This is a genomic window from Streptomyces wuyuanensis (genome assembly GCF_900103455.1).
In the GTDB taxonomy this organism is placed as follows: domain Bacteria; phylum Actinomycetota; class Actinomycetes; order Streptomycetales; family Streptomycetaceae; genus Streptomyces; species Streptomyces wuyuanensis.
The window spans coordinates 214361-237910 of the sequence record NZ_FNHI01000009.1 but is presented as its reverse complement, the minus strand read 5'-3'; the positions used below and the strand labels follow the sequence as shown (position 1 = coordinate 237910).

The following is a 23550-nucleotide window of genomic DNA, read 5'->3' as shown; positions in this document are numbered from 1 at the left end:
CGGGACGGGGGCCGGGTCAGCCGTCCGAGCCGAGGCCGATCTTCCCCAGAAGCGAGGCGAGTTCCGCCGGCCTCGACAGGAACGGCGAGTGGCCGCTCGCGATGCGGTGGACCGTGCCGGACCTGGCGGCCATCGCCTCCTGGGCCGGTGCCGGCAGCGCCCGGTCGTCCTCGCAGACGACGTACGTCGACGGCACGGTGCGCCAGGCCGCCCGGGTCAGCCGGTCACTGAAGGACCTGCGGTTCTGCTGCGCCAGCCGCCCGGCTGCCGCACGGGCCTCGGGTACGGGGAGGTCGCCGTAGAACAGCGTGACCGGGTCGCCCGGTACGGGCTCGAACCCGCGCGGTTCGGCCGGATCGGGGGCGCCGTAGTGGCCGAGGAGGTTCTCCCCGACGTCGAGCTGGAACGCCGCCAGGTACACGATCCGCTCGACGTTCCCGGAGTCCGGGACGGCCTGGGTCACGGGGATTCCGCCGTACGAATGCGCGACGACGACCACCGGGCCGTCGATGCGCGCCAGCGCCTCCAGGACCACTCCGGCGTCCTCGTGCATCCCGGCCTCGGTGCCGGCGCTCGGCAGGTCGACGGTCTCCGTGCGCAGACCCTCGCCCCGCAGCGCCGACCTCAGCGGCTCCCAGCACCAGGCGCCGTGCCACGCCCCGTGCACCAGGAGCAGAGCCGGACGGGAATTCCCCTCACCAGTCACGATGTGTCCACTTTCAGGATCGGTGTGCGGGGCGCCCGAGCGGCGCCCCGCACGAGCCTAGAACGTCTTCGGACACAGTGTCCAACGTGATGTCCAACGACATGTCCGACGCGGCATGTCCACCGCGACGTCCGGTCGTGGCGTGCTCAGTGCTCGACGTCGATGAACAGGGCGACGTCCCGCCAGGCCGCGAGGATGTCCGCGGTGCCGGCGAGCTTGGCCTCGATGTCCTGCACGGTGACGGCGCCGAGCGGCAGCCGGACCGGCAGGGAGGGCCCGCCGACCGCGGTGACCACGGCCTCGGCGGCCTTGACCGGGTCCCCGGGCTGTGCGTGGTTGGACGAGTCGGCCCAGGCGCGGGAGGCGCCGGCCGTCTCCGCGTAGTCGTCGATGACGGCCGCGGCCCGGTGCAGGGATGAACCGTCGAGGAAGTCGGTGCGCAGCGGACCGGGCTCGAGGGCGCTGACCCGGATGCCCAGCGGGGCCAGTTCCAGTGCCATGGCCTCGGTGAGTCCCTCGACCGCGAACTTGGTGGCGCAGTAGACGCCCCACCCGGCCCAGCCCACATAGCCGCCGACGGAGCTGACGTTCAGCACGGTGCCCGCGCGGGCGGCGCGCATGGCCGGGAGCACGGCCCGGGTGACGGTCAGCAGACCGAAGACATTGGTGTCGAAGACAGTGCGCGCCTCGCGGTCGGAGGTCTCCTCGACCGCTCCGACGAGCCCCCGTCCGGCGTTGTTGACCAGTACGTCGATCCCGCCGAAGCGGGCGAGGGCCGCGTCGACCGCCGCCTCGGCCTGCGCGGCGGACGTCACGTCCAGTGCGACGGCCAGCAGTGCGTCGGCGTGACCGGGAAGGGCCTTCTCGACCGCCTCGGGATCGCGGGCGGTGGCGACGACTCGGTCGCCGTTCTCCAGGGCCTGCCGGGCGATTTCCAGGCCGAAGCCACGGGAGGCGCCGGTGATGAACCAGGTACGCATGGGAAGAACTCCAGGAACTCAGGGGGTTCCGGCCGTCTGTCACGGCCGGGGGACGCACTCCATTCGACCGGCGGGAAGCGGGCCGTCCCAGGCTTTGTCCGGCCCTGCCGTTCCTGGTTCCGGCAGACCCCCCTTCGGCCTGGCACCCCCGGGGGGTGCGGGCGAATACTCGGGGTATGGCCGACCACACCGAACTACGGGACTTCCTCACGTCGAGGCGGGCACGACTGACTCCGCCGGAGGTGGGTCTGCCGTGGCACACGGACGGGCGGCGGGTCGCCGGGCTGCGCCGCGAGGAGATCGCCGTCCTCGCCGGGGTGAGCGTGGACTACTACACGCGCCTCGAACAGGGGCGCGCCCGCAATGTCTCGGACCAGGTGCTCGACGCCGTCGCGGCGGCCCTGAGGCTCGACGTCCTGGAACGGCGGCATCTGTTCGACCTGGTCAGGACAACGGGCCGGCCGTCCGGGTCCGCGCCACCGCCGCCCGCGGCGACGGCGGGGCCGCGGCTCAGGGCGCGGCCCGCACTCCACGCGCTGTTGCGGTCGCTGGACCCGACGCCGGCCGTGCTGCACGGTCCCCGTCTGGAGGTCGTGGCGATCAACCGGATGGGCAGGATCCTCATCGACGACTTCGACGCCATGCCGGTCGCCGAGCGCAACATGGCCCGGTGGATGTTCCTCGACCCCAAGGCCCGCGAGGTCTACCCGGACTGGGAGGAGATCGCGGAGCAGACCGTGGCGATCCTGCGGGTGACGGCGGGGCGCGACACGCGTGACCCGGCACTCTCGGCTCTCGTCGGCGAACTGAGCACCCGATCCGACGAGTTCGCCCGCCACTGGGCCAACTACCGCGTCTTCCAGCACACATACGGAACCAAGCGCTTCCGGCACCCGGCCGTCGGCGAGATGGTGCTCTCCTACGAGACGCTGCACCCGGCCGCCGACTCCGAGTTCCATCTGACCGTCTACTCCGCGGCCGAGGGCTCCCCGTCGGAGGAGAGGATGCGCATCCTCTCCAGCTGGAGCGCCACACCTCCGGACACGGCCGGGTCGGCCGACGGTGACGGCGGCGCAGTGGACACGTCCTTCCCCGGCGTTCGGGACCGCTCGCGCACGGGGAGCCCGGACGACCGGCGCTGACGGACGTGGGCAGTGGATCGTCGAGGACCTGGAGCCGGACTCCCGGCCGCGGAAGCTGGCCGTCCGGCTCGGCGGTCCGCGTGCCGGACGACGGCGAGGGCCGGGGCCGAGCGTGGCTGCCCTGTCGGTCCGAGCGGGCGGCGGCGCCCGACCGCCGGGCCGGGACGACGCCCCGCCGCCCGCTGATGCCACCGTCGGGCCCGGCGGTTGGGCCCGCCGGGCCGACGCGTGCCCGTCCGCCGGCGGGTGGGCCGGCGCGCGGGCGCTCAGAGCAACTGGTCGATGGTGATCGGCAGGGAGCGGATACGCCGTCCCGTCGCGTGGTGGACGGCGTTGGCGACGGCCGCCGCGACGCCGACCAGTCCGACCTCGCCGACCCCCTTGGTGCCGATGGGCGTCGCCCGGTCGGGACCGCCGACGAAGATCACCTCCATGTCGGGGACATCGGCGTTGACGGCCACGAGGTAGTCGCCGAAGGTGGCGTTGGCGATCCGCCCGGTCCCCGGGTCGGTTGCGGTCTCCTCGAACATCGCCTGGCCGATACCGCCGACCGTGCCGCCGACGATCTGGCTCGTGGCGGTCTTCTCGTTGAGGATGCGCCCGCCGTCGATGGCCGAGACCACCCGGGCCACCCGCAGCAGTCCCAGGTCGGGGTCGACGCGGACCTCGACGAACTTCGCCCCGAACGCGCCGGCGGTGGCCATGCCACCCCCGTCGGGCTGGGGAGGCGTGCTCCGGCCGTCGGCGCTCAGCTCCTCCAGGCCGTGGCGGGTCAGGATGTCGGTGTACGACTCGCCCTGGTCCGGGGCCCCGGTCCGGTGGATGCGCCCGCCGGAGACCGACACCTCGTCCGGCGCCGCACCGCGCAGCGGTGAGTCGGCGTCGTCCTTCACCACGTCGAGGAACTCCCGGATGAGGTTGCGGCAGGCGGCGCCGACGGCGTTGCCCAGGGCGCTGGTGAGTCCGGACCCGCCCGCCTGCGGGGCGTAGGGCATGTCGGAGTCGCCCAGGTCGAAGTGCACCCGGGAGACGTCCAGGCCCAGCTGCTCGGCGGAGAGCTGCGTCATGATCGTGTACGTACCGGTACCGATGTCCGTGGCGGCGCTGCGCACGTCGGCGGACCCGTCGCGGTGGAGGGAGGCCCGGGCCTGGCACGGGACCTGGTAGTGCGGGTAGGACACGCCGGCCATTCCGTAGCCGACCAGCCAGCGGCCGTCCCGCATCGAGCCCGGCCGCGGGTCGCGGCGCGACCAGCCGAACCGCTCGGCCCCCTGCAGATAGCAGTCCCGCAGGGCCTTGCTGGACCAGGGCAGTCCGAGCAGCGGGTGCTCCTCGCAGTAGTTGCGCAGACGCAGCTCCACCGGGTCCATGCCGAGTTCGTGGGCGAGCTCGTCCAGGGCCGACTCGAGTGCGAAGTTGCCCTGCCCCTCGGCAGGACCCCGCATGGAGCCGGGGCACGGGATGTTCAGCCGTACCTGCCGGTCCTGCGTCCTGACGTTCGGGCAGGCGTAGGAGACGGCCGAGCACAGGGAAACGGGTTCGTAGTCGTCGTCCTCCATCGCGACCGAGGAGAGGCCCTCGTGCGTGATGGCCGTCAGGTCTCCGGCACGGGTCGCGCCGATCCGGATCTGCTGGACGCTGTCGGGCCGGTGGCCGACGGAGGTGAACATCTCGGGCCGGGTGAGCACGAGCTTCACCGGCTTGCCGACCTGGCGCGCGGCGAGCACGGTGAGGATCACATGGGGCCACACCCGGAGTCCGGCGCCGAAACCGCCTCCCACATAGGGGGCGAGCACCCGGATCCCGCTCTCGGGGACCTTGAAGACCGCGGCGAGCGTGGCCCGGACGTTGTGGGGCCACTGGGTGGAGTCGTGGACGGTGAGCGAGTCGCCGTTCCACGAGGCGACGGTGGACATCAGGCCCAGCGGGTTGTTGGTGTTGTCCGGGGTGGTGAAGGTGCCGCCGACGACGACGTCCGCGGCGGCGAACCCGGCGTCGACGTCGCCCCGGTCGGAGTCCAGCCCCCAGGGGTTCTCGACGACGGTCGCCCGCGGGTCGTGGACGTCGAGCAGCGGCTCGCTCCGCTCGTAGTCGACGCGCACCAGCGACGCGGCGTGCCGGGCTTGCTCCGGGCTGGAGGCGACCACGATCGCGATGTGCTGTCCGTGGTGGAGGATGCGGTCGTCCTGGAACGGGGTGGGCGGGGACGCGCCGAGGAGCGTCATCGGCCCCGGCTCCAGGCGGGGCGCTGTCAGATGGGTGATGACAGCCTGGACACCGGGTGCGGTCTCCGCCGCGGAGGTGTCGATCCCGCGGATGCGTCCGGCGGCGACGGTGCTGTGCACCAGAGCGGCGTGGACGAGACCCGGGTAGCCGAAGTCGTTGGGGTAGTGGGCCTTGCCGGTGACCTTCATGGGCGCGTCGACCCGGTCCAGGCCCGGGCCCACGGCCCTGGCGGCTTCGAGGGTGGTCATGACTCGGCTCCTGCCACTGTCTCGAGGGTGCGGATGAGCGTGCGCTGGGCCAGTTCGACCTTGAACGCGGTGCCGGGCAGCGGGCGGGCGCCGCCGAGGGCCGCCCGCGCGGCGGCCAGGAAGGTGTCGGCGCCGGCCGGCGCGTCGCGCAGCACGTCCTCGGCGTCCCACGCCCGCCAGGGAACGGTGCCGACGCCGCCGAGTGCCACGCGCGCCTCGCGGATGACGCCGTCCTCCTGGACCAGGGCCACCCCGGCCGAGGTGAGTGCGAACTCGTACGACACCCTGTCCCGGACCTTGATGTAGTGCGACCGCGCCGCGGCGGGGAGCAACGGGATCTCGACCGCGGTGATCAGCTCGCCGTGCCGGAGTACGTTCTCGATGTGCGGGGTGTCACCGGGCGGCAGATAGAACTGCGTCAGGGGGACGGTACGGGTGCCGTCCGCACCCTGGACGTGGAGGAGGGCGTCGAGCGCCGTCAGCGGAACGGCCACGTCCGAGGCGTGCAGGGCGATGCAGTGGTCGCTGGTGCCGAGGATGGCGTGCATCCGCTGGATGCCGGCGATCGCGGCGCACCCTGAGCCCGGACTGCGCTTGTTGCAGGCGGCGACGGTCGGGTCCCTGAAGTACCGGCACCTGGCGCGTTGCAGCAGATTGCCGCCGATGGTGGCCATGTTGCGCAGTTGCGTCGAGGCGCCGAGCAGGAGGGCCTCCCAGACGAAGGGCAGTCGTTCGCGCACCACGGGATCGGCGGCGAGCTCCTCCATGGTCGTCAGAGCCCCCACGCGGATCGAGGAGTCGGTGTGGGAAATGCCGCCGAGCGGCAGCCGGGTGATGTCGACGAGCCGGTCCGGGTCCAGCACACCGTCCTTCATCAGGTCCAACTGGGTCGTTCCGCCCGCCAGATAGGAGGCGCTCGGGTCCTCGGTGACCACGGCCACGGCCTGGTCCGAGTCGGTCGCCCGCACGTATTCGAAGGGATGCATCGTCACCCCTCCGCCAGCGCGTCGCGGATCGCGGCGCGGATGTTGGGGTACGCGCCGCACCGGCAGAGGTTGCCGCTCATGAACTCGCGGATGTCCTCTTCGGAACCTGCCCGGCCCTCGGCGACGAGGGAGACCGCCGACATGATCTGGCCCGGGGTGCAGTACCCGCACTGGAAGGCGTCGTGCCGGGCGAACGCGGCCTGCATCGGGTGCAGTTCACCGTTCGGGGCCAGGCCCTCGATGGTGGTGATCCGGCGTCCTTCGTACTGGGCGGCCAGCGCCAGACACGCCACCACCCGCTTGCCGTCGGCCATCACCGTGCAGGCCCCGCAGGCACCCTGGTCGCACCCCTTCTTCGCGCCCGTCAGCCCGAGGTGGTCGCGCAGTGCGTCGAGCAGGGTGACACGGCTGTCCAACCGCAGGTGGTGTTCCGTGTCATTGACGGTGAGGGTGACCTCCACCTGGGGAACCTCGGGAGCCGCACCGGTGGAAGTGGCTCCCGCAGCATCGACCTGGGTCATGGCACCTCGATTCCGGGGCATGAAATCGGCCCCCTGGTCTGGAGAACGAGGAGCCCCTGACATTGCCGTATGGGCCGATGCTATTCCCGGAACATTCTCTATGCCACATAAGTTGCTTTTTCTCCCTTTTGTCGCCTATCGGGGGTCCGGGACGATCACTTGCCGGCGATGTGGAGGATCACGACGGCTGCCGCCGCAACGGCCGACGCGAGAGCCGGAACGGCGGCGGCGAAGGGGTCCTTGACGCGCAGGTGGGCCAGGACTCCGCCGGTCATCAGGACGACGAGGCAACCGGCCGCGGCGATGCCGAGCCCGTTCGCGGCGAGGCCGGCGATCAGCCCGATCGCTGCGGCGACCTCCGCGAGGCCGATGAGGCGGAGCATCCCCGCCGGCACGCGCAGGTGCCCGGCCATGAGCCGCGTCTTGGGTCCGCCGGCGAGCTTGGGGGCGCCGGCGAAGGTCATGAACGCGGCGAGTGCGCAGGACAGGAGGGCGGTGGTGAGCGTCATCGGTTCTCCAGGAATCCGCGCTGAGGGCGCGGTGGTGTGCTGTGCGCCCGTGCGGCGCCGTCGAATGGTCGTTGAATCGCACAAATGGTGCGAGGGGCTGAATCATCAGCCATATGTGATGGTTATCTCCTTGATAGGGTGGGGGTATGGCAGTGGACGAGCCCATGGCTGAAGTGACCGAGAGCGACCCGCTGGACCGGCTGGGATTCCTGCTGGCCCGGAACGGCGCGATCGCGAACAGCCGTGTGCACCACGCCTTCGAGACCTGCGGGCTCGCGGCACGCCAGGGCACGACGCTGATGCTGCTGGGCAAGTCGGGATTCATGAGCCAGCAGGCCCTTGCGGCGGCGCTCTCCGTGGACCCGAGCGTCATGGTCGCGATCCTGAACGACCTGGAGTCCGCCCGGCTCGTGGAGCGCCGGCGCGATCCTTCCGACCGCCGCCGGCACATCGTGGCGATCACCGAGGCCGGCCGCCGCCAACTGGCCAAGGCCCAGGAGGCCGTGGCCGAGGTCGAGCAGGGGCTCTTCGCCGACCTCACGCCCGACGAGGTGGCGGCGCTCCGGGGTCTGCTGGCCCGGGTGCGTACGTCGCCGAGTGACGAGGTCTGCGCCGAGTAGCCGTCCACCGCCGTTCGTGCGGACCCCGTTGTCCGCCGAACCCCGCGGTCCCGGTAATTCGGGAGGGCGTCACGTCGGGCGAGGCGGCGGTGCCCACGCTCCCCGGAGCTTTCGTGGGCACCGCCCCCGCGCCGGGCCGCGGCGACCACCGCTGCCCGATGGCCGCTCTCGCCCTGTCCCATGGGCGCGGCCCCCTGCACCGTCACACCCCTGAGCCCGGTGCAGGCGTCTGTGGATCCGGGGTCGTAGCGCCTCGCGGCGTAGTGCCCGGGGCGGATGTCAGCGGCCGAGCTCCTGCGCGAGGAGCCGCGCCCGCTTCTCCGCGTCGCTGTGCGCGTTGGCCCGGTTCGTGTCCGCCAGGTCCCTGAGGTCGGCCATCGCGGGGGAGTGGTGCGCCATGGTCAGCTCGACCTGGATGGTGTGGACGTCCAGCCCCAGCCCCTCGCCGAGCACCTGCCGCAGATAGGGCGTCGCGAAGTCCCAGCCCTCGCGTGGCGTGCCCGCCCCGTAGCCGCCTCCCGCGCTGACGATCACGGTGGCCGGGCGTCCCTTCACCGACTCGGGTTCGTCCCCGAAGGCGGTGGTGCGGCCGGCGATGAGGATCTGGTCCAGCCACGCCTTGAACGGCGAGGGGACGCTCCAGTTGTACATCGGCACGCTGAAGAGGTACGCGTCGGCGGCGCGGAGCTCGGACACCAGCCGGTTTTGCAGCGCCGCGGCCACCGACTCTTCGGGGGTCATCCGGTCGACCGTCTTCGAGCGGGCGGAGATGCCGGCGGGCGTCAGATGGGGTATGGGGCTCTTCGCCAGGTCGAGGTGGGTCACGGTGCCCGAGGCGTGCTCCTGCTCCCAGGCGCTGCGGAAGCTCGTGGCCACTTCCCGGGACACGGAGCCGGCGGGAGCCGCGGAGGAGTCGATGTGCAGCAGGTGAGCCATGGTGGTGCGGTTTCCGTTCGGTCGGAGTATGTGGCCGCTGTTCCGGTTCGGGGAGGTGATCGAGCCCCGACCGGGCGGCCGCTGCGAGATTGAACCTATCCGATGGTTGAAGTGATTCAATGATTTTGAGAATGTGACTATCGTCTCTCGCTCATGGAGTGGATGGACTCACATGGGCCTGCCGTCACGCTCGGGGGTGTGCGGTGCGAGGGCATGACCCGGTGTGAGGGCAGGGCTCGGGGGTTGCGGTGGGAGGCGCGGCTCGGGGGACGAGCAGCCGTCCAGGGGCGTGTGCGAGGCGGCCGGGGCCGGTCTCACCGGGGCGATCGATCAGCCGGATCCGGCCACACGGCCCCTCCGCCCCGCCGGGCCGCCCGCCGATCGGCGAACACCGGGCCCCCGAAAGCGAGTTGGTCGAGTCCTGCCGCAACTACGCGCGTCCTGCTGCGTTGACACAAAGCTGTCGTGCCTCCTGCATCAAGCTGACAGACTTCGGCCCGTCGTAGGTGCCCCCGCCCTGGCAAGGTCGCACGTGGCGAACATCCCCCACCCGTAAGCCACAACAGGGAGCACACGTGTACCTGATGTCACTTGCGAAGAGACCCCTCCGAGTCACGCGGGCCGGCCTCGTCGCCGGACTCGCGGCCGTCGCACTCGTCACCACCGCCGGGACCGCCGCAGCCGCCTCCGCCACGTCGAGCGTCCGCGCCGCCACCACGTCCACCGACGCCACCACCGTCCGGAACGGGACCGGGCTCCGGCATCTGCCGGAAGAGCTCACCCCCGCGGAACGGGCGGCCGAGATCTTCTGCCGCCACCTCGAGCACGCAGCCCGCCACGGTGCGGTCCCCGAGGAAGCCCTCGCCTTCTGCAAACACGTCAACGGCTGGGACTAGGCGGGCGCGCCCCCATGCGGTTTCAGCTGCTCGGACCGCTGAGCATCACCGACGGCTCCGACACCGTCGTCCTCCCGCCCTCCAAACCGACGATCCTCCTCGCCTCGCTGCTCCTGCACGCCAACACCGTCGTCTCCGTCGAGTACCTCCAGCGCACCATGTGGGGCGAGGAGCAGCCCGCCACCGCCAGGGCGGCACTCCAGACGTGTGTGCTGCGGCTGCGGCGGCTGTTCGTGAAGCACGGGGTGACCGGTGCGCCGATCGAGGCCGTACCCGGCGGCTACCGCATCTCCGCGGGACCGGACTCCCTCGACCTGATCGGCTTCCGGGAGCGGGTGCGCCTGGCCGCCGCGTACGCCCACGACCCGGGGAGGGAGCTGCACACACTGGAGGACGCGCTGTCGCTGTGGCAGGGGCCGCTGCTCGCGAACGTGCGCTCGGACGTGCTGCGGCGCGACGAGGTGCCACGGCTCGCCGAGGAACGACTGCGCACCGTGGAGAAGGTCTGCGACCTGCAACTCGCCCTGGGTCGCTGCGGCGAGGCGCTGGTCGCCCTGTGGGGTGCCACTCGTGCCCATCCGGGCCACGAGCGCTTCCGCGAGCAGCTGATCGAGGCGCTGTACCGGAGCGGGCGGCAGACCGAGGCACTGGCCGAGTACCGCAGGGTGAAGGCATACCTCCGTGCCGAGCTGGGCGTCGATCCCTCGCCGGCGCTGCGGGAGCTCGAACTGGCCATCCTGCGCGGTGAGGATCTCGGGCGCGCGCTGCCCTCCCTCGCGACCGTGGTCCCGGCACGGCCCCGGCTCCCGGTGGCGGCGGGGCAGGGGGCAGGCCGCCCGGCCGCGTCCCTCCCGCCGTCCGCCCCGGCTCCGCAGCCGGCCGCGCTCGGGGCGGTGCCGGACCCGGCGGCCGGCACGGCTCGTGAGCCGGCACCGCCGTACGCGCAGGGAGACGCGTCCCGGCGTCCGGTTCCGGCGATGCCGCACCCCGACGCCGTACCGTCCGGGAGTTCCGCCGGCGCCGCTCCGGGCGACGACGGCGGAACCGGCCCGCCGGCCGCGCGGGCGTCGCTCCACCGGGCGTTTCCCGACGCGTCCGCCGGTGCCCCCGCGGCCGGCGGTGGTGCCGGGTGGCCGGAGGCTGCCGACGGCGGTGCCGCACCCCACGTCCGCACGGTGACCGGCTCCCCCGACGTGGCCCCCGGGGCGGCACCGGTGCCCGCGGAGAGGTCGGCCGGCGTTCGTCCCATGACGGTCGTGGCCGCAGGCGCTGAGCCGCGACTGCCTCCGTCCGTCCGGGGTCCGTCCGGGGCATCCGCCCACGCGGCCCCCGGCGACGGTCCCGTGCTCGTCGTGCCCGTGGCGCCCGTGCCCGCGTTCACCGGCCGGGCCTCCGAGACCGCCGCCCTGGGCGGGCGCCTCACGGCGCCGGAAGGGCCCGACTCGGCGACCGTGGTGGTGTCCGGGGCGCCGGGGATCGGGAAGACCGCGCTCGCCCGGCAGGTGGCCCATCTCGCGGGGGACGGCTTCCCCGGCGGCCGCTACCTCGTCCGCATGGTCCGCCCCGACGGGGTGCCGCTCACCGCCGGCGAGGTCACGGCGGAGGTGGCGGCCGCCCTGGGAGAGCCGCACACCCGCGGCCGGGTCCTGCTCGTCCTCGACGACGTGCTCGACGCCGACCAGGTCCTTCCCCTGCTGCACACGCGCCCCGACGCCTCCGCCGTCGTCACCAGCAGGAGGGGACTCGCCGGTCTGATCGCCGCGCACGGCGGCTGGGTGCAGCGCCTCGGACCGCTCGCCGAGGACGAGTCGTACGAGCTGCTCGGCACCGCACTCGGCAGTGAACGGGTGGGTGCGGAACCCGACGCCGCCCGCGCCCTGGCAGACGCCTGCTGCCACCATCCGCTCGCCCTGCGGATCGTGACGGCACGTCTGCTCACCCGCCCGGCACTGCGGCTCGCCGACTGCGCGGAGTGGCTCGCCGGAGACCCGCTGGCCCGGCTCTCCCTGCCCGGCTCGCCGCACATGGCCCTCCGAAAGGTGCTCGACTCCGCGCTGGGCCGGCTCGACCGGGGAGCGGCGCGCGCCTTCCCGCGCATCGGCTCGCACACGACCGGCGAACTGCACGCCTCCGACGCGTCCGCCCTCCTCGGTCTGCCTCTGCCCGAGACGGAGGACCTCCTCGAACGACTGGCGGACGCCGGGCTGCTCGAAGAGGGCCCGCCCGGCCCGTACCGCATGCACGACCTCCTGCGCCTCTACGCGCGTGGCAACGACTCGCCATCCGTCCGTCCCACACAGAAGGTGTGACGCCATGCCCACCGACGTCATCGACGCAGACGACGCAAGAGAAGCCGGTTCCACGACGAAGGACGAAGGCCCGGCGGAGACCGCGGGCGCACCGGACCCCGGGGACTCACCGGGCGGAGCGGCCTCAGCGGACCCGGCCGAGGCACTCGACGCAGCGAAGGCATCCGGCGCAACGGGGACCCCGGCGCACAACGGCGCCCCGGGGGAATCCTGCGCCGGACGGACGCTGTTCGACACCCTCGCCGCCACACGTCCCCGGATCCGCCGCGACGTGCTGTTCACCGAGACCCCCGGAGGCGTCCTCTTCCACAATGCCGACGGCGGCTTCCACCTGACCGGCCGCACCGCGTACCGCTTCGCCTCCCTGATTGTGCCCCACCTCTCCGGCCGGCACAGCCTCGCCGAACTCTGCACGGGCTTCGGCGCCCCGCAGCGCGGGATGGCGGCCGAACTGGTCCGGACCCTGTTCGAACGCGACTTCGCACGTGACGTACCGGCCGCCGACGACGACCCGGCGAAGGGGCCGGGGGAGGCCCCCGCCCGCCGCTACGCCACCCAGATCGCCTACGTCGACCACTACACCGACCGGGCCCCCGAGCGGTTCCGGCGCTTCCGGGACACCGCCGTCGCGGTGCTCGGCGACGACGAGGTGGCCCGCTGGTGCGCCCTGAGCCTGGTACGCAACGGCTGCGCCCGGATCGCCCTCGCCGCCGACTTCCCCGAGGTGGCGGCGGAAGCGGCAGAGGCGGCCGACGACGGCTGCCCCGTGCGGACCGGCCGGCTCCCCGCCGACCCGGACTGGCCGGAACTCGCCGACTACGACACGGTCGTGGTGACCGGAGCGGGTGCCGCGAGACGGGTCCACCAACTGCTGGCCGCGGGCGTCCCCGAGGGCAAGACCCTCATTCCCGTGTGGACCCTCGGCGAACTGGCCGTCACCGGCCCGCTCGGCCGCGCCGGTGCCACCGGCTGCTGGTCCTGCGCCCTGCTGCGGCTCGGCGCCAACCACGACGCCGGCGCGGCCGCCGCCCTGTGGAGCGAGGTCGCCGGCGCGGCCGCCGAACCGGGCCGTCCCGCCGGTGAGGGGCCCCTCGGCGGGCCGGTCGCAGCCATGACGGGCAATCTGCTCGCCTACGAGATATTCCGCATCGCCACCGGAGCGCTGCCCGCCGAGACGGACGGGCAGGTGCTGCTCCAGAACCTCCAGTCCCTCGACGTCGTCGCCGAACCGCTGCTGCCGCACCCGCGCTGCTCGCTGTGCGGCCCGGGCGCCGTCCGGCCGGATGCCCCGTACCGCGGTGGGAAGGTGCCCGACGCCCTGTCCGGCGGCACACCGGAGACCGTGCCCGGGCTGCCCGGCCCGCTCGCCGTGCCCACCACCGCGAGCGTCGAGACCGCACGGGACGCCGAGGACACCGTCGACGCGCTCAACCGCACCACCACCGCCCTCGTCGGCGCCTTCGCCGGGGTCTTCGTCCGCTTCGACGACGAGAGCCTCACCCAGACGCCGCTGAAGGCCGCCCGTCTCGAACTGGCACTCGCACCGGGCGCGCGGCGCACCATCGCCGCCTTCGACGTGCACCACCTGGCCGGGGCACGCACGCGGGCGCTGCGCCTGGCGGCCGAGACCTACGTCGAACACGTCGCTCCGGTACGGGTCCTGGCCGGCGCCGGGTCGGAGCTGCCCGCCGTGGCACCGGCCGCACTCACCACCGGGGCGGGCACCGCGACGGCCGCCGAGGTCGCCGCCTGGGTCCCGGCCACGTCGCTGCTCACCGGGGACCGGGTGAAGGTACCGGCCGCGGCCGTACGGCCGTTCGGCCCGTACAACCGTGAGCGGACCGTCCTCGCGACCTCCGCCGGTACGGGCTCGGGCGGTACCGACGCGGAGGCCGCGGGCAGCGGTCTTCTGTCGGCCCTCGCCCACGACGGCCTGCTGCGTGCCCTCCGCGGAGAGACCCGGACCGCGCCGGTCGCCCCCGACGACGACCCCGAACTCGTCTTCCTGCTCAAGTCCGCGGTCAACCTGGGCATCGAGGCGGACCTGCTCGACCTCGGGGAGGACGCGCGCACCGGCGCCGCCGCCGTGCTCGCCCGTGAGGCCGGCGGACCGGACGCGCGCTGGGCCGTCGCCGCCGCGCTCTCCCGCCGTGAGGCGTCCTGCGCGGCCCTGCGGGACCTGCTGGGCGTGGTCCAGCTCGCCGCCGACGACCCGGGGTCCACCGTCGACACCGGCGACCCCCTCGTCCCCGAACTGGCGGCGGGCACCGTCACCGCCACGGACGGGCCCGTGCCCGCCGACGCGCCCGGCACCACGTTCGACGCCGTCCTCGACCGGCTGCGGGCGAGCGGCCGGGAGGCGCTGTACGTCCCGACGACCCCGGCCGACCTGCCCGCCGGAGGCATCGCCACCGCACGCGTCCTGCTCACTCGTGGCGGCCGGGGGAACGGCACCGATGCCCGCTGACACGATGACGCAGGCAACCGTCGCGACGGCGTCCACGACCACGGCCCGGGACCGGTCCTGCGAGGAACTGGCGTACCTCCTGGACCCCGCGCTCGCCGGGCACGGCATCCGCGCCCGCCTCGACATCGCCGCCCTCGGCGTCCGCGACGCCTTCGCCCCGGCCGCGACCGGGGCGACCGGAGCGGACACGCCCCGTGCATCCGCGTCCGGTCCCCACGTGCCCGTCCGGCTCTACGGCCACCACGCCGTCGTCGGTCCCCTCGCCGCCGGCCGCGACGGGGACTCCCGCCCCTGCGCACACTGCCTGGAGCGGCGCTGGCAGGCAGTGCGCTCGGTGGCGCTGCGGGAGGCGCTCGAACTGGGCTCCGGCACCCGGGCCGCGGGGCGGCTCCCGTACGTCACCCCGTTCACCGCGGACGCGCTCGCCGCGCTGATCGCCGGGCTCCTCACCGACGGCGGCCCCGCCCGCGGCGTCTTCCCTCCCGTCCACCTCGTCGACCTGCGCTCCCTGACGGTGCGCCACTATCCGCTGGTGCCCGACCCGGAGTGCCCCCGCTGCGCCGTCCCGGAGGAGGACACCCCGGAGGCCGCCGCGCTCCCGCTGCTTCCCGCGCCCAAGGTCCGGCCGGGCACCTTCCGGATCCGCGACATCGGCGACTACGGCCTGTCCGTCGAGCCGTTCGCCAACCCGCTGTGCGGCGCGCTCGGACCGTCCGTCGTCCACGACGTGTCGTCCACGTCCACCTCCGCCACCATCGGCTGCTTCTCCATGCGGTCCGGCGACTACCTCCGTGAGACGTTCTGGGGCGGGCACGCCGACAGCTTCGGTCACAGCGTCCGCATCGGCGTACTGGAAGGGCTGGAGCGCTACGCCGGCATGCGCTCGCGGGCCAAACGCGCCCGGGTGACGGACTCGCTCGACGGGCTGCGGGCGCGTGGCGTCCCCACCGTCGACCCGCGTGTGTGCGGCCTCTACTCCGAGGACTTCCACCGGGACAACCCGAGGGTCGGACCCTTCACCTGCGACCGCGAGATCCCCTGGGTGTGGGGTTGGTCGCTGCGCGACGAACGACCCGTCCTCGTGCCCGAGGTGCTGACGTACTACCACGCCCCCGGCCTGGAGAACCGCTTCGTCCAGGAGAGCTCCAACGGCTGCGCCTCCGGCGGCTGCCTGGAGGAGGCCGTCTACTTCGGCCTCATGGAGGTCGTCGAACGGGACGCCTTCCTCGTCACCTGGTACGGGCAGGCGCGTCTGCCCGAACTCGATCCCCGCACCAGCACCCGGCCCGCCACCCGCCACATGGTGGAGCGGCTGGAGATGTACGGCTACGAGGCCCGGTTCTTCGACACCCGCATCTCCTTCCCCGTCCCCGTCGTCACCGGCGTCGCCGTGCGCCACGACGGCGGGCCCGGCCGGATGTGCTTCGGCGCGGGCGCCGGGCTCGATCCCGAGGCCGCACTCGCCGGAGCGCTGTGCGAGATCGCCACCGACGCAGTCAACCTCCAGGGGCGCACCGAACGCGACGAGCCCCGGCTGCGCGCCATGGCCGAGGACTTCCACCGGGTCACCGCCCTCCACGACCATCCGCTCGTCTACGGGATCCCCGAGATGGGCCGCCACGCCCACTTCCTCCTCGGCGAGCCCGGCGAACCGCGCCCGCCCCTCGTCCCGATGGGCGAGCTGTACGGCGACGGCTCGGTCCCGCCCGTCTCCGACGACCTGCGCGACGACCTCGTCCGCTGCCTCGACGCCGTCACCGGCGCCGGCTTCGACGTGGTCGTCGTGGACCAGACGATGCCCGAGCAGCGCCGGCTCGGACTGCGCACCGTCAGCGTCCTCGTACCCGGACTGCTGCCCATCGACTTCGGCTGGAGCCGCCAGCGCGCCCTCGGCATGCCCCGGCTGCGCACCGCCCTGCGGGAGGCCGGACTGCGCGAACGCGACCTCACCCCCGCCGACCTCAACCCGGCGCCGCATCCCTTCCCCTGACCGCGCCCCATCCCCGGCCGGGCCCCGCCCGGCACCCCACGGACAAGGAGCAGACCATGGGGTACGCCCATGACTACGCCGCCGCGATCATGCAGCGGGGCAGGGTCCCGATGCCACCGGCGGACTACGTCCCGAACTGGGCCGACGGCCCGCGGAAGACCAAGTTCTATCCGGGGGCCGACACCACGCCGCTGCCAGTCCACACCCTGCCGCCGGGTGCGACGGTCGACCGCGGGCTGCGGCCGGCGGTCGAGGGCCCCGAGCGGGCGTTCGACCTGCCCGCCCTGTCCGGCATGCTGCGGGACTCCTACGGCCTCACGGGGCGCCGGCTCGGCGTCCAGTCCAACACCGACCTCGACGCGCTGCCGTTCCATCCGCTCGCGAACTGGTCGCGCGGCACCGCGTCCGGCGGCGGCCTCTACCCCGTCAGCATCTACTGGGTGTCCGGGCCCAGCGGCCCCCTGCCGCCCGGGGTGCACTACTACGCGACCCGGCACCACGCCATGCAGCGCCTCCTCACCGGGGACGTCTCCGGCGAGGTGCGCGAGGCGCTCGGCGGACCGGTCCCGGCTGTGCTCGGCGAACCCGCCTCCGCGGAGGCCGGCGCGCCGGTCCCCGCAGTCGAACGGGCCCTCGTGACCGACCAGTTCCTCGTCCTCGGCGTCAAGTACTGGCAGAACGCGTTCAAGTACAACTCCTTCTCCTTCCACGCCGTCACGATGGACGTCGGCACCGTGGTGCAGACGTGGCGGACGTGGGCCGGGGCGCAGGGCCTGTCCGTCGAGCCCCTGATGTGGTTCGACGAGCAGCGGCTCGCGCGGCTGCTCGGGATCCGTACCGAGGAGGAGGGCGTGTTCGCCGTCGTACCGCTGCGCTGGCAGGGAGCGGAGGCCAGGACAGCGCCGCCGGCCGCCACGGCGGCCGTCCGCCGCCGCGACGTCGAACGCTCGCGCACCGTGCTCGCCTTCGACGCCGTGACCAGGATGCAGGCGGCCACGGAGGAGCACGCCGACCGGCGGCCACCGGCCGGGGCGCTCGCCCCGGCGGCCGCTCCCGTCCCCGGCCCCGGGCTGCCGGCCGTTCCCCTGCCCGCGCCGTCGAACCTGGACACCGATGTGCGCACCGCCCTGCGCAAGCGCCGCAGCAGCTTCGGCCGGTTCGACGCCCGGCGGCCGCTCCGCGCCGAGCACCTGGCGTCCTGTCTGGCGGCCGCGGCCGCCGGCGCGTCCCTCGGCGGTGACACCGGCACCGACACCACGCCGATCGCCGGTCTGTACGCCTTCGTCGGCCACACCGCGGGCATCGCCCCCGGCACCTACGCCTACGACGCGGCCGCACACACCCTGCGGCTGATGAAGCCCGGCCCTCCCGGCAGCTTCCTCCAGAAGAACTACTTCCTGGCCAACTACAACCTGGAGCAGACCGGTGCGGTCCTCGTGCCGACCGTCCGCACCCGCGCCGTGCTCGACGCCGTCGGCGACCGCGGCTACCGGATCGTCAACGCCGTGGTCGGCGCGATCTCGCAGAACGTCTACACCGCCGCGTCCGCCCTCGGCGTCGGATGCGGCGTCGCCCTCGGCTTCGACAACGTCTCGTACATCGAGGAACTCGGCCTCGAACGAACCGGGGAGGCACCCCTGCTGATCATGATGCTCGGCAACGAGCGGCCCGCGCCCGCCGACTTCCGCCACGAGATCGCCTGACCGATGAGCACCGGAAGGGTGGAGAACACGATGCCGTTCATGCTGCGCGTCGCCGGGCTGCCCGTCGACAGCGTGCGCCGGCTCCGCTGCCCGGCGAGCCGCCGCTGGGCCGACGACGTGCTCGCCGAGACCGAGCGGCTGGCCGCCGAGGGCGCCCGCCTCGGCGATCTGCTGCACCGGCTGATCGGCCACAACGAGGACGAGTCGGCCCGGCGGCTGCTGCTCGCCGCACGCCGCGCGGTGTTCAACAACCGGCTGCCCGGGGAAGCGGACGGTGCGCTCGCGCGGGTCCGTGCGCACGACGAGGACGCCGGGCGTGCGCTGGAGCGGTGGCTCTCGGACCGCCGCGCTCTCGACGGCCGCCGGGCCGAGGGCGCCGAACTGCTCGCCCATGAGACGGGCCGTGCCCGGGCCGCCCTCGGGCGGCTGGCGCGGGAGCCGCGGCTGCGCGGCGGCCTGCTGCTGGCGTCCCCGACGCTGGACGCCCAACTCGACGACTGGCAGCGACGGCTGGCAGACGGACCGGACCGCGCACCCGGCAAGCGGGATCGCAAGATCGAGCGCTCACTCCTCGCCTACCTGTACCGCACGGCGTGCAAGACGAGCCCGTTCAGCACGTTCACCGGTGTGGTGCCGGGGGAGTTCGCACCCGGCGGGACGGGACACGGCACGGCCGGGGCGGACGGTGGCGAGGGCTCGGGTCCGCACGGCCCGGGGCACCGCGGTACCGGCCGGCGCGGCCCGTACGAGCACGGCCCGGACGGGCACGGCGGCGCGGACCGGCCGGGTGGGCGTCTGCACGGCTTGGACCCGGGTACCGACGACGACGCGCTGTGCATCCGTGTCGACGACGAGTGGACCGGCCGCGCCCGGCTGAACGTCGCCGCCCTCGGCAGGCTCGCCGAGGCGGTCACCGGTGATCCCGCCAGACGCGCCGACCTGCCCCTGGCACTCGCGCCCGGCTGGGGCCGCGTCGACGACCGGGTGCGCTACGTGCGCCGCTGGATCACCTCCGGCGAGGAGGACACCGCCGTCACCTTCGACGCCGTCCAGGACCGGCTGTTCTTCCTGCGGAGCAGCGGCACCCTGGAGCGGCTCATCGCGCTCCTCGAGGACCGCGGCAGCGTCCGCCACGGCGAACTCGCCGCATGGCTCGCCGCCGACCGCGGCGCCACCGCGGCCGAGGCGGAGCAGTACCTGACCGCCCTCCTCGACATCGGCATGGTCCAGGTCCCGGGACTGCGCACCGGAGTCCACGACACCGATCCGCTGCGCGCGTTCCAGGACTCTCTCCGCGCCCTCGGCAGCGACTGGGCCGGCGAACTCGCCGGCCGCCTCGACGGACCGCTGTCCCGCGTGGACCGCTTCGCCGCCGCGGCACCCCCCGACCGCCGCGAACTGCTCGACGGGCTGCGCGAGGACCTGCGCACCGTCCAGACGGAGCTGGGCGCCGCCCGCGGCAGGGTGCCGCAGACGGTGCTGTACGAGGACGTCACCGCGGGCCGGGAGGTACGGCTGCCGCTCGACGCCTGGACGCGCTCCGTGGCCGGTTCGCTGAGGGCGGTCGAACGCGTCCTGCCCGCCTTCGACCTCACCCTGCCGCAGCGCATCACCTTCAAGGGCTTCTTCGTCGCCCGCCACGGCCGCGGCGGCCGCTGCGACGACCTGCTGAAACTCGTCCACGACTTCCACGAGGACTTCTTCGACCAGTACATCTCGTTCACCTCGCGGCGCACCCCCTTCGACGCCGAGGGCCGGTACGTACCGGAGGAGAACTGGCTGGGCCTGCCCCAGCTCAAGGCCCTCGACACCGCCCGGCAGACGTTCGCCGAAGGGATGCGCGCCCTCTGGGAGGCCCACGAGGGCGGCGGGGAACTCGCCGTCGGAGACGACCTGCTCGCCGCGGTCGCGGATGAACTCTCCACGGTCGCAGCGCCGTTCGCCCCCCTGAGCCATCACGTCCAGCTCGCGGTCGGCCGCGGCGGTGAGCCGCTGGCGGTCCTCAACCGCTCCTACGGCGGGGTCTCGTTCCCGTTCAGCCGCTTCGCCCACTGCTTCGACGGCCTGGAGGAGCGCCTGCTGCACCGCGCCGGTGGGCTCTGCCCGGACGGAGCCGTCCTGGCGGAGGTCACCGGCGGTCCGGTCACCAGCAACCTCAACCTCCACGGGCGGCTCACCGAGTACGAGATCGTCTGCCCTGGGGAGAGCGCATCCCTGCCCGACCCGTACAGCCTCCACCTCGACGACCTGCATCTGGTCCACGACGAGGACGAGGACCGGCTCGTGCTGCGATCGGCCGGACTCGGCCGCGAGGTCGTTCCCGTCTACCTCGGCTACCTCGTGCCGCTCGCCCTGCCGGAACTTCCCCGCACCCTGCTGCTGCTGTCACCGAGCTCCATGTCCCCGCTGAACGTGTGGGGCGGTGTCCCCGACGGCGAGCCCGTCGGCGGCGTGACCCGCAGACCCCGGGTGCGGCACGGCGGCGTCGTGCTCAGCCGGCGGAGCTGGAGCGCCCCCGCCTCCGTGCTGCCGCTGCACGGCGCAGGTGTGACGCAGCAGGACTGGTTCCTGGGCTGGCACTCCTTCCGGCGCGCCCACGCACTGCCCGACCGGGTCTTCGCCACCGTCACGGACGGCGGGGCACGCGGTGCGACGGGAGCCAAGCCGCAGTACGTCGACTTCGACAGCCCGCTGTCCCTCGCCGCCTTCGAGGGGACGCTCAGAACACCCGAGGCCCGTGTGGTCTTCCGCGAGATGCTGCCCGACGAGGACGGACTGCACGTGTCGTCCGGGCGGGGCCGCCATGTCGCCGAACTGGCCGTGGAGACCACGGCCGTCCCCACCCCACCGAAGGGACGACGATGACCACGACCGCCGCCGGGCGGCCCACCGCCGACAGCGCGCAGCCCGACCCCGGTTCGGGGTCGGCTTCCGCCACGGGCCCCGTGGCCGCCTCCGGTCCGACCGCCGAGGGCCCGGCCCTCACCGAGGCCCCCTCGGTCGTCGTGGACCCCGGCGCCGCCGAGGGCCCGGGGCCGGTCGCCGGGCCGGACGCGGCGCCCGCCGCGGCCGGCGACTGGCAGGCCACCCACGTCTTCTACGCCGCCAACCCCCGGCCCATGCTCCTCCGGTGCATCCGGCCCCTGGTGGCCGGACTTGAGGCCGACGGACTGATATCCGGCTGGTTCTTCATCAACTACTGGCTCGAGGGGCCGCACGTCCGGCTGCGGCTGAAGCCGTCCTCCGCGCGGGCCGCGGCGGAGGTGCGGCGCCGCACCGAGGAGGCCGTGGACGCGTTCCTCACCGACCGCCCCGCCCTCTACGAGGTCGACTCCGGCTTCCTCAACGACTTCTACAACACGCTGTTCGACATCGAGTTCCCCGGAGCCGAGCGCGGCCACTACACCGACGCCCAGGGGCGGATGCGGCTTCGTCCGAACAACTCCCGCAGCGCGGAGCCGTACGAGCCCGAGTACGGCAAGTACGGCGGCCCCGCCGGGGTCGCCCTCGCCGAATGGCACTTCCGCCACTCGAGCGACCTCGTCGTCGACGCCCTCCGTACCAAGAACCTCCATCTGCGCACGGTGCTGCTCGGCACGTCCGCACAGCTGATGATGGTCATGTCCGGCACCTTCCTCCGCGGGGACGCCGAACTCGCCGACTACCTGGACAGCTACTACACCTTCTGGCACCGGGCGTTCCCCGGCACCGGGTTCATCGGCAGCGAGGAGTACGACCGCAACTACGCGGCCATGGCCCCCTCCCTCGCCGCGCACTTCACCCGCGTCCGTGCCGCCACCCGGGACGGAGCACCGGGCAGGCTGCCGTCGTTCCTGGCCGGCTGGGCCGAGCACTGCGCCGAACTGCGCGCCCGAGCGGTGAAGCTGGCCGGTGACGGCGACCTGGTGTTCCGCTCCTGGGACGGCGAGCGCGACGAACGCGTGACCGATCCGGCGGCCGCGCTGCCGCTGCTCCTCTCCCCGTACATGCACATGACCAACAACCGGCTGCACGTCACCATCAGGGACGAGGCGTACCTCGCACACGTCCTGAGCCGTGCCCTGCGCGAACCGGCCGACGGGGAGGCGCCGTGACCGCCCCGGCCGTCCCGGCGCGCTACCGCCCGGCACTCCGCCCCGGGGTGCTCCTCAGCGAGCCGCTGCTCCACGGACCGGACCTCGTCCATCTGATCAGGAACACCGGGAGCGGTCAGTCGTTCAGGATCGGCCCCCGCGAACACTTCCTGATCTCCCGGATGGACGGCACCCGGACCCTGGAGGAGATCGGGGCCGACTACGCGGCGCGGTTCGGACGGCGCCTGGGGGACTCCCACTGGCACTCGCTGCTCGCGCTGCTCGGCACCCGCGATCTCCTCGCGGGCCGCCCCGGGTCCACGGACCCGCCGGACGGCACCGCGCCCGGTGGCGGAGCACCGAAGGCCCTCGCCCCGTCCCCGGCCGCCGCCCCCGCGGCCCCTCCCGGCACGGAGCCGCGTGCGCCCCGGGGGCTGCTGCGTGGCACCGTCCGCCTCGTCGGCGACGCGGACGCGACCGCGACGAGGCTGCACCGCGCCACCCGGCACCTGCTCTCCCCGGTCGCGCTGCTGCCGCTGCTGGCGCTCACCGTCCTGATGGAGGTCACCCTGCTGCTGCGCATCGGCGAACTGCTCGACGACACCGCCGCCCTGTTCACCGCGCCGGCGCTCCTCCTCGCGGTCGCCACCCTGCTGTGGCTGAGCACGGCCCTGCACGAACTCGCCCACGGCGTGCTCGCGCACCACCACGGCGGACGGGTGTCGGAGATCGGGCTGCGCTGGCGCCTTCCAGTGGTCATCATGTACTGCACCGTGGACGACTTCCTCCATCTGCCGCGCCGGCGCGGCAGGATCGCCACCGCCGGCGCGGGCGCCGCGATGAACCTGCTGTTCCTCCTGCCGTTCTTCGCCGTCTGGGCGCTGGCCCCGCTCGACCACACCACCCGGCAGGCGCTCGGCGCCCTCCTCCTGCTGGGCAGCGTGCAGGCGTTCACGATGCTCCTGCCACTGCCTCCCCTCGACGGGTACAGGATCGCCGCACAGATCCTGGGGGCCACCTCACTCGCCGCCTCCACGGCCGCGTACCTGAGGCTCCGGCTCCGCCGTGCCCCGGCAGCGGCCGGCTACCCGCGGCGCGCCCGCCGCGCCTACGCCGCCTACGGAGCGGCCGTCGCGCTGACCCTCGTCCTGCTCGCGGCCGCCGCTTCGGCCGTCGCGCACCACTACCTCACCACCGCGCGGTGACGGCCCTCCGGCCGCGATCCGCACCCACCGAAG

At 73.7% G+C, this 23550-nt stretch carries 17 protein-coding genes; 10 read left to right on the top strand and 7 right to left on the bottom strand.

Features of this window, described 5'->3' with window-relative positions; genetic code table 11:
- Positions 1–16 precede the first annotated feature (16 nt).
- Together BLT82_RS15785 and BLT82_RS15780 are read right to left on the bottom strand one after the other, a co-directional pair.
- Positions 17–706 carry an alpha/beta fold hydrolase gene (locus BLT82_RS15785; protein ID WP_093655164.1) on the bottom strand — a complete coding sequence of 230 codons (690 nt, stop codon included), beginning with the start codon at positions 704–706 and terminating at the stop codon, positions 17–19.
- 146 nt (positions 707–852) lie between these two features.
- Positions 853–1686 carry an oxidoreductase gene (locus BLT82_RS15780; protein WP_093655162.1) on the bottom strand — a complete coding sequence of 278 codons (834 nt, stop codon included), beginning with the start codon at positions 1684–1686 and terminating at the stop codon, positions 853–855.
- A gap of 176 nt (positions 1687–1862) precedes the next feature.
- Between BLT82_RS15780 and BLT82_RS15775 the strand changes: the two genes are divergently transcribed.
- Positions 1863–2828, top strand: a complete 966-nt coding sequence (locus BLT82_RS15775) for a helix-turn-helix transcriptional regulator (protein ID WP_093655160.1) — start codon at positions 1863–1865, stop codon at positions 2826–2828.
- A gap of 266 nt (positions 2829–3094) precedes the next feature.
- Here BLT82_RS15775 and BLT82_RS15765 read toward each other — a convergent pair whose 3' ends face one another.
- The 4 genes from BLT82_RS15765 to BLT82_RS15750 all read right to left on the bottom strand — a co-directional run bounded on the left by BLT82_RS15765 (position 3095) and on the right by BLT82_RS15750 (position 7318).
- Positions 3095–5302: a xanthine dehydrogenase family protein molybdopterin-binding subunit gene (locus tag BLT82_RS15765; RefSeq protein WP_093655157.1), complete on the bottom strand. Its 2208-nt coding sequence runs from the start codon at positions 5300–5302 to the stop codon at positions 3095–3097.
- Positions 5299–6288 (bottom strand): FAD binding domain-containing protein, encoded by a 990-nt coding sequence (locus tag BLT82_RS15760; protein WP_093655155.1) that lies wholly within the window; start codon positions 6286–6288, stop codon positions 5299–5301. The genes BLT82_RS15765 and BLT82_RS15760 overlap by 4 nt, the downstream gene beginning before the upstream one ends.
- 2 nt (positions 6289–6290) lie before the next feature.
- Positions 6291–6809, bottom strand: a complete 519-nt coding sequence (locus BLT82_RS15755; RefSeq protein WP_208867912.1) for a (2Fe-2S)-binding protein — start codon at positions 6807–6809, stop codon at positions 6291–6293.
- A 155-nt stretch (positions 6810–6964) separates the two neighbouring features.
- Positions 6965–7318, bottom strand: coding sequence for a DoxX family protein (locus BLT82_RS15750; protein ID WP_093655151.1), 354 nt, complete (start codon positions 7316–7318; stop codon positions 6965–6967).
- Between the two features lie 164 nt (positions 7319–7482).
- On the opposite strand from BLT82_RS15750, the gene BLT82_RS15745 reads away from it, so the two are divergent.
- On the top strand, positions 7483–7938 hold the full coding sequence (locus BLT82_RS15745) for a MarR family winged helix-turn-helix transcriptional regulator (RefSeq protein WP_093655149.1): 456 nt from the start codon (positions 7483–7485) through the stop codon (positions 7936–7938).
- A 279-nt stretch (positions 7939–8217) separates the two neighbouring features.
- On the opposite strand, the gene BLT82_RS15740 is transcribed toward BLT82_RS15745, so the two are convergent.
- Complete coding sequence (locus BLT82_RS15740; RefSeq protein ID WP_093655147.1) at positions 8218–8874, bottom strand: FMN-dependent NADH-azoreductase; 657 nt, start codon at positions 8872–8874, stop codon at positions 8218–8220.
- A 584-nt stretch (positions 8875–9458) separates the two neighbouring features.
- Between BLT82_RS15740 and BLT82_RS15735 the strand changes: the two genes are divergently transcribed.
- Genes BLT82_RS15735 through BLT82_RS15700 form a run of 8 tightly spaced genes read left to right on the top strand, consistent with a single transcriptional unit; the run spans position 9459 to position 23517 of the window.
- Positions 9459–9770 carry a hypothetical protein gene (locus tag BLT82_RS15735; protein WP_244291995.1) on the top strand — a complete coding sequence of 104 codons (312 nt, stop codon included), beginning with the start codon at positions 9459–9461 and terminating at the stop codon, positions 9768–9770.
- A 14-nt stretch (positions 9771–9784) separates the two neighbouring features.
- Positions 9785–12079 (top strand): AfsR/SARP family transcriptional regulator, encoded by a 2295-nt coding sequence (locus BLT82_RS15730; RefSeq protein WP_093655143.1) that lies wholly within the window; start codon positions 9785–9787, stop codon positions 12077–12079.
- Positions 12080–12083: 4 nt separating this feature from the next.
- Positions 12084–14546 carry a TOMM precursor leader peptide-binding protein gene (locus BLT82_RS15725; RefSeq protein WP_244291994.1) on the top strand — a complete coding sequence of 821 codons (2463 nt, stop codon included), beginning with the start codon at positions 12084–12086 and terminating at the stop codon, positions 14544–14546.
- Positions 14536–16536 carry a TOMM precursor leader peptide-binding protein gene (locus BLT82_RS15720; protein WP_093655271.1) on the top strand — a complete coding sequence of 667 codons (2001 nt, stop codon included), beginning with the start codon at positions 14536–14538 and terminating at the stop codon, positions 16534–16536. Before BLT82_RS15725 ends, BLT82_RS15720 begins: the two co-directional genes overlap by 11 nt.
- A gap of 56 nt (positions 16537–16592) precedes the next feature.
- A complete protein-coding gene (locus BLT82_RS15715; protein ID WP_093655141.1) occupies positions 16593–18239 on the top strand; it encodes a nitroreductase family protein in 1647 nt (548 codons plus the stop codon).
- Positions 18240–18242: 3 nt separating this feature from the next.
- Complete coding sequence (locus BLT82_RS15710) at positions 18243–21104, top strand: lantibiotic dehydratase (RefSeq protein ID WP_244291993.1); 2862 nt, start codon at positions 18243–18245, stop codon at positions 21102–21104.
- Positions 21101–22333 carry a lantibiotic dehydratase C-terminal domain-containing protein gene (locus BLT82_RS15705; protein WP_244291992.1) on the top strand — a complete coding sequence of 411 codons (1233 nt, stop codon included), beginning with the start codon at positions 21101–21103 and terminating at the stop codon, positions 22331–22333. Before BLT82_RS15710 ends, BLT82_RS15705 begins: the two co-directional genes overlap by 4 nt.
- On the top strand, positions 22330–23517 hold the full coding sequence (locus tag BLT82_RS15700; protein ID WP_093655139.1) for a M50 family metallopeptidase: 1188 nt from the start codon (positions 22330–22332) through the stop codon (positions 23515–23517). Before BLT82_RS15705 ends, BLT82_RS15700 begins: the two co-directional genes overlap by 4 nt.
- Positions 23518–23550: the final 33 nt, after the last annotated feature.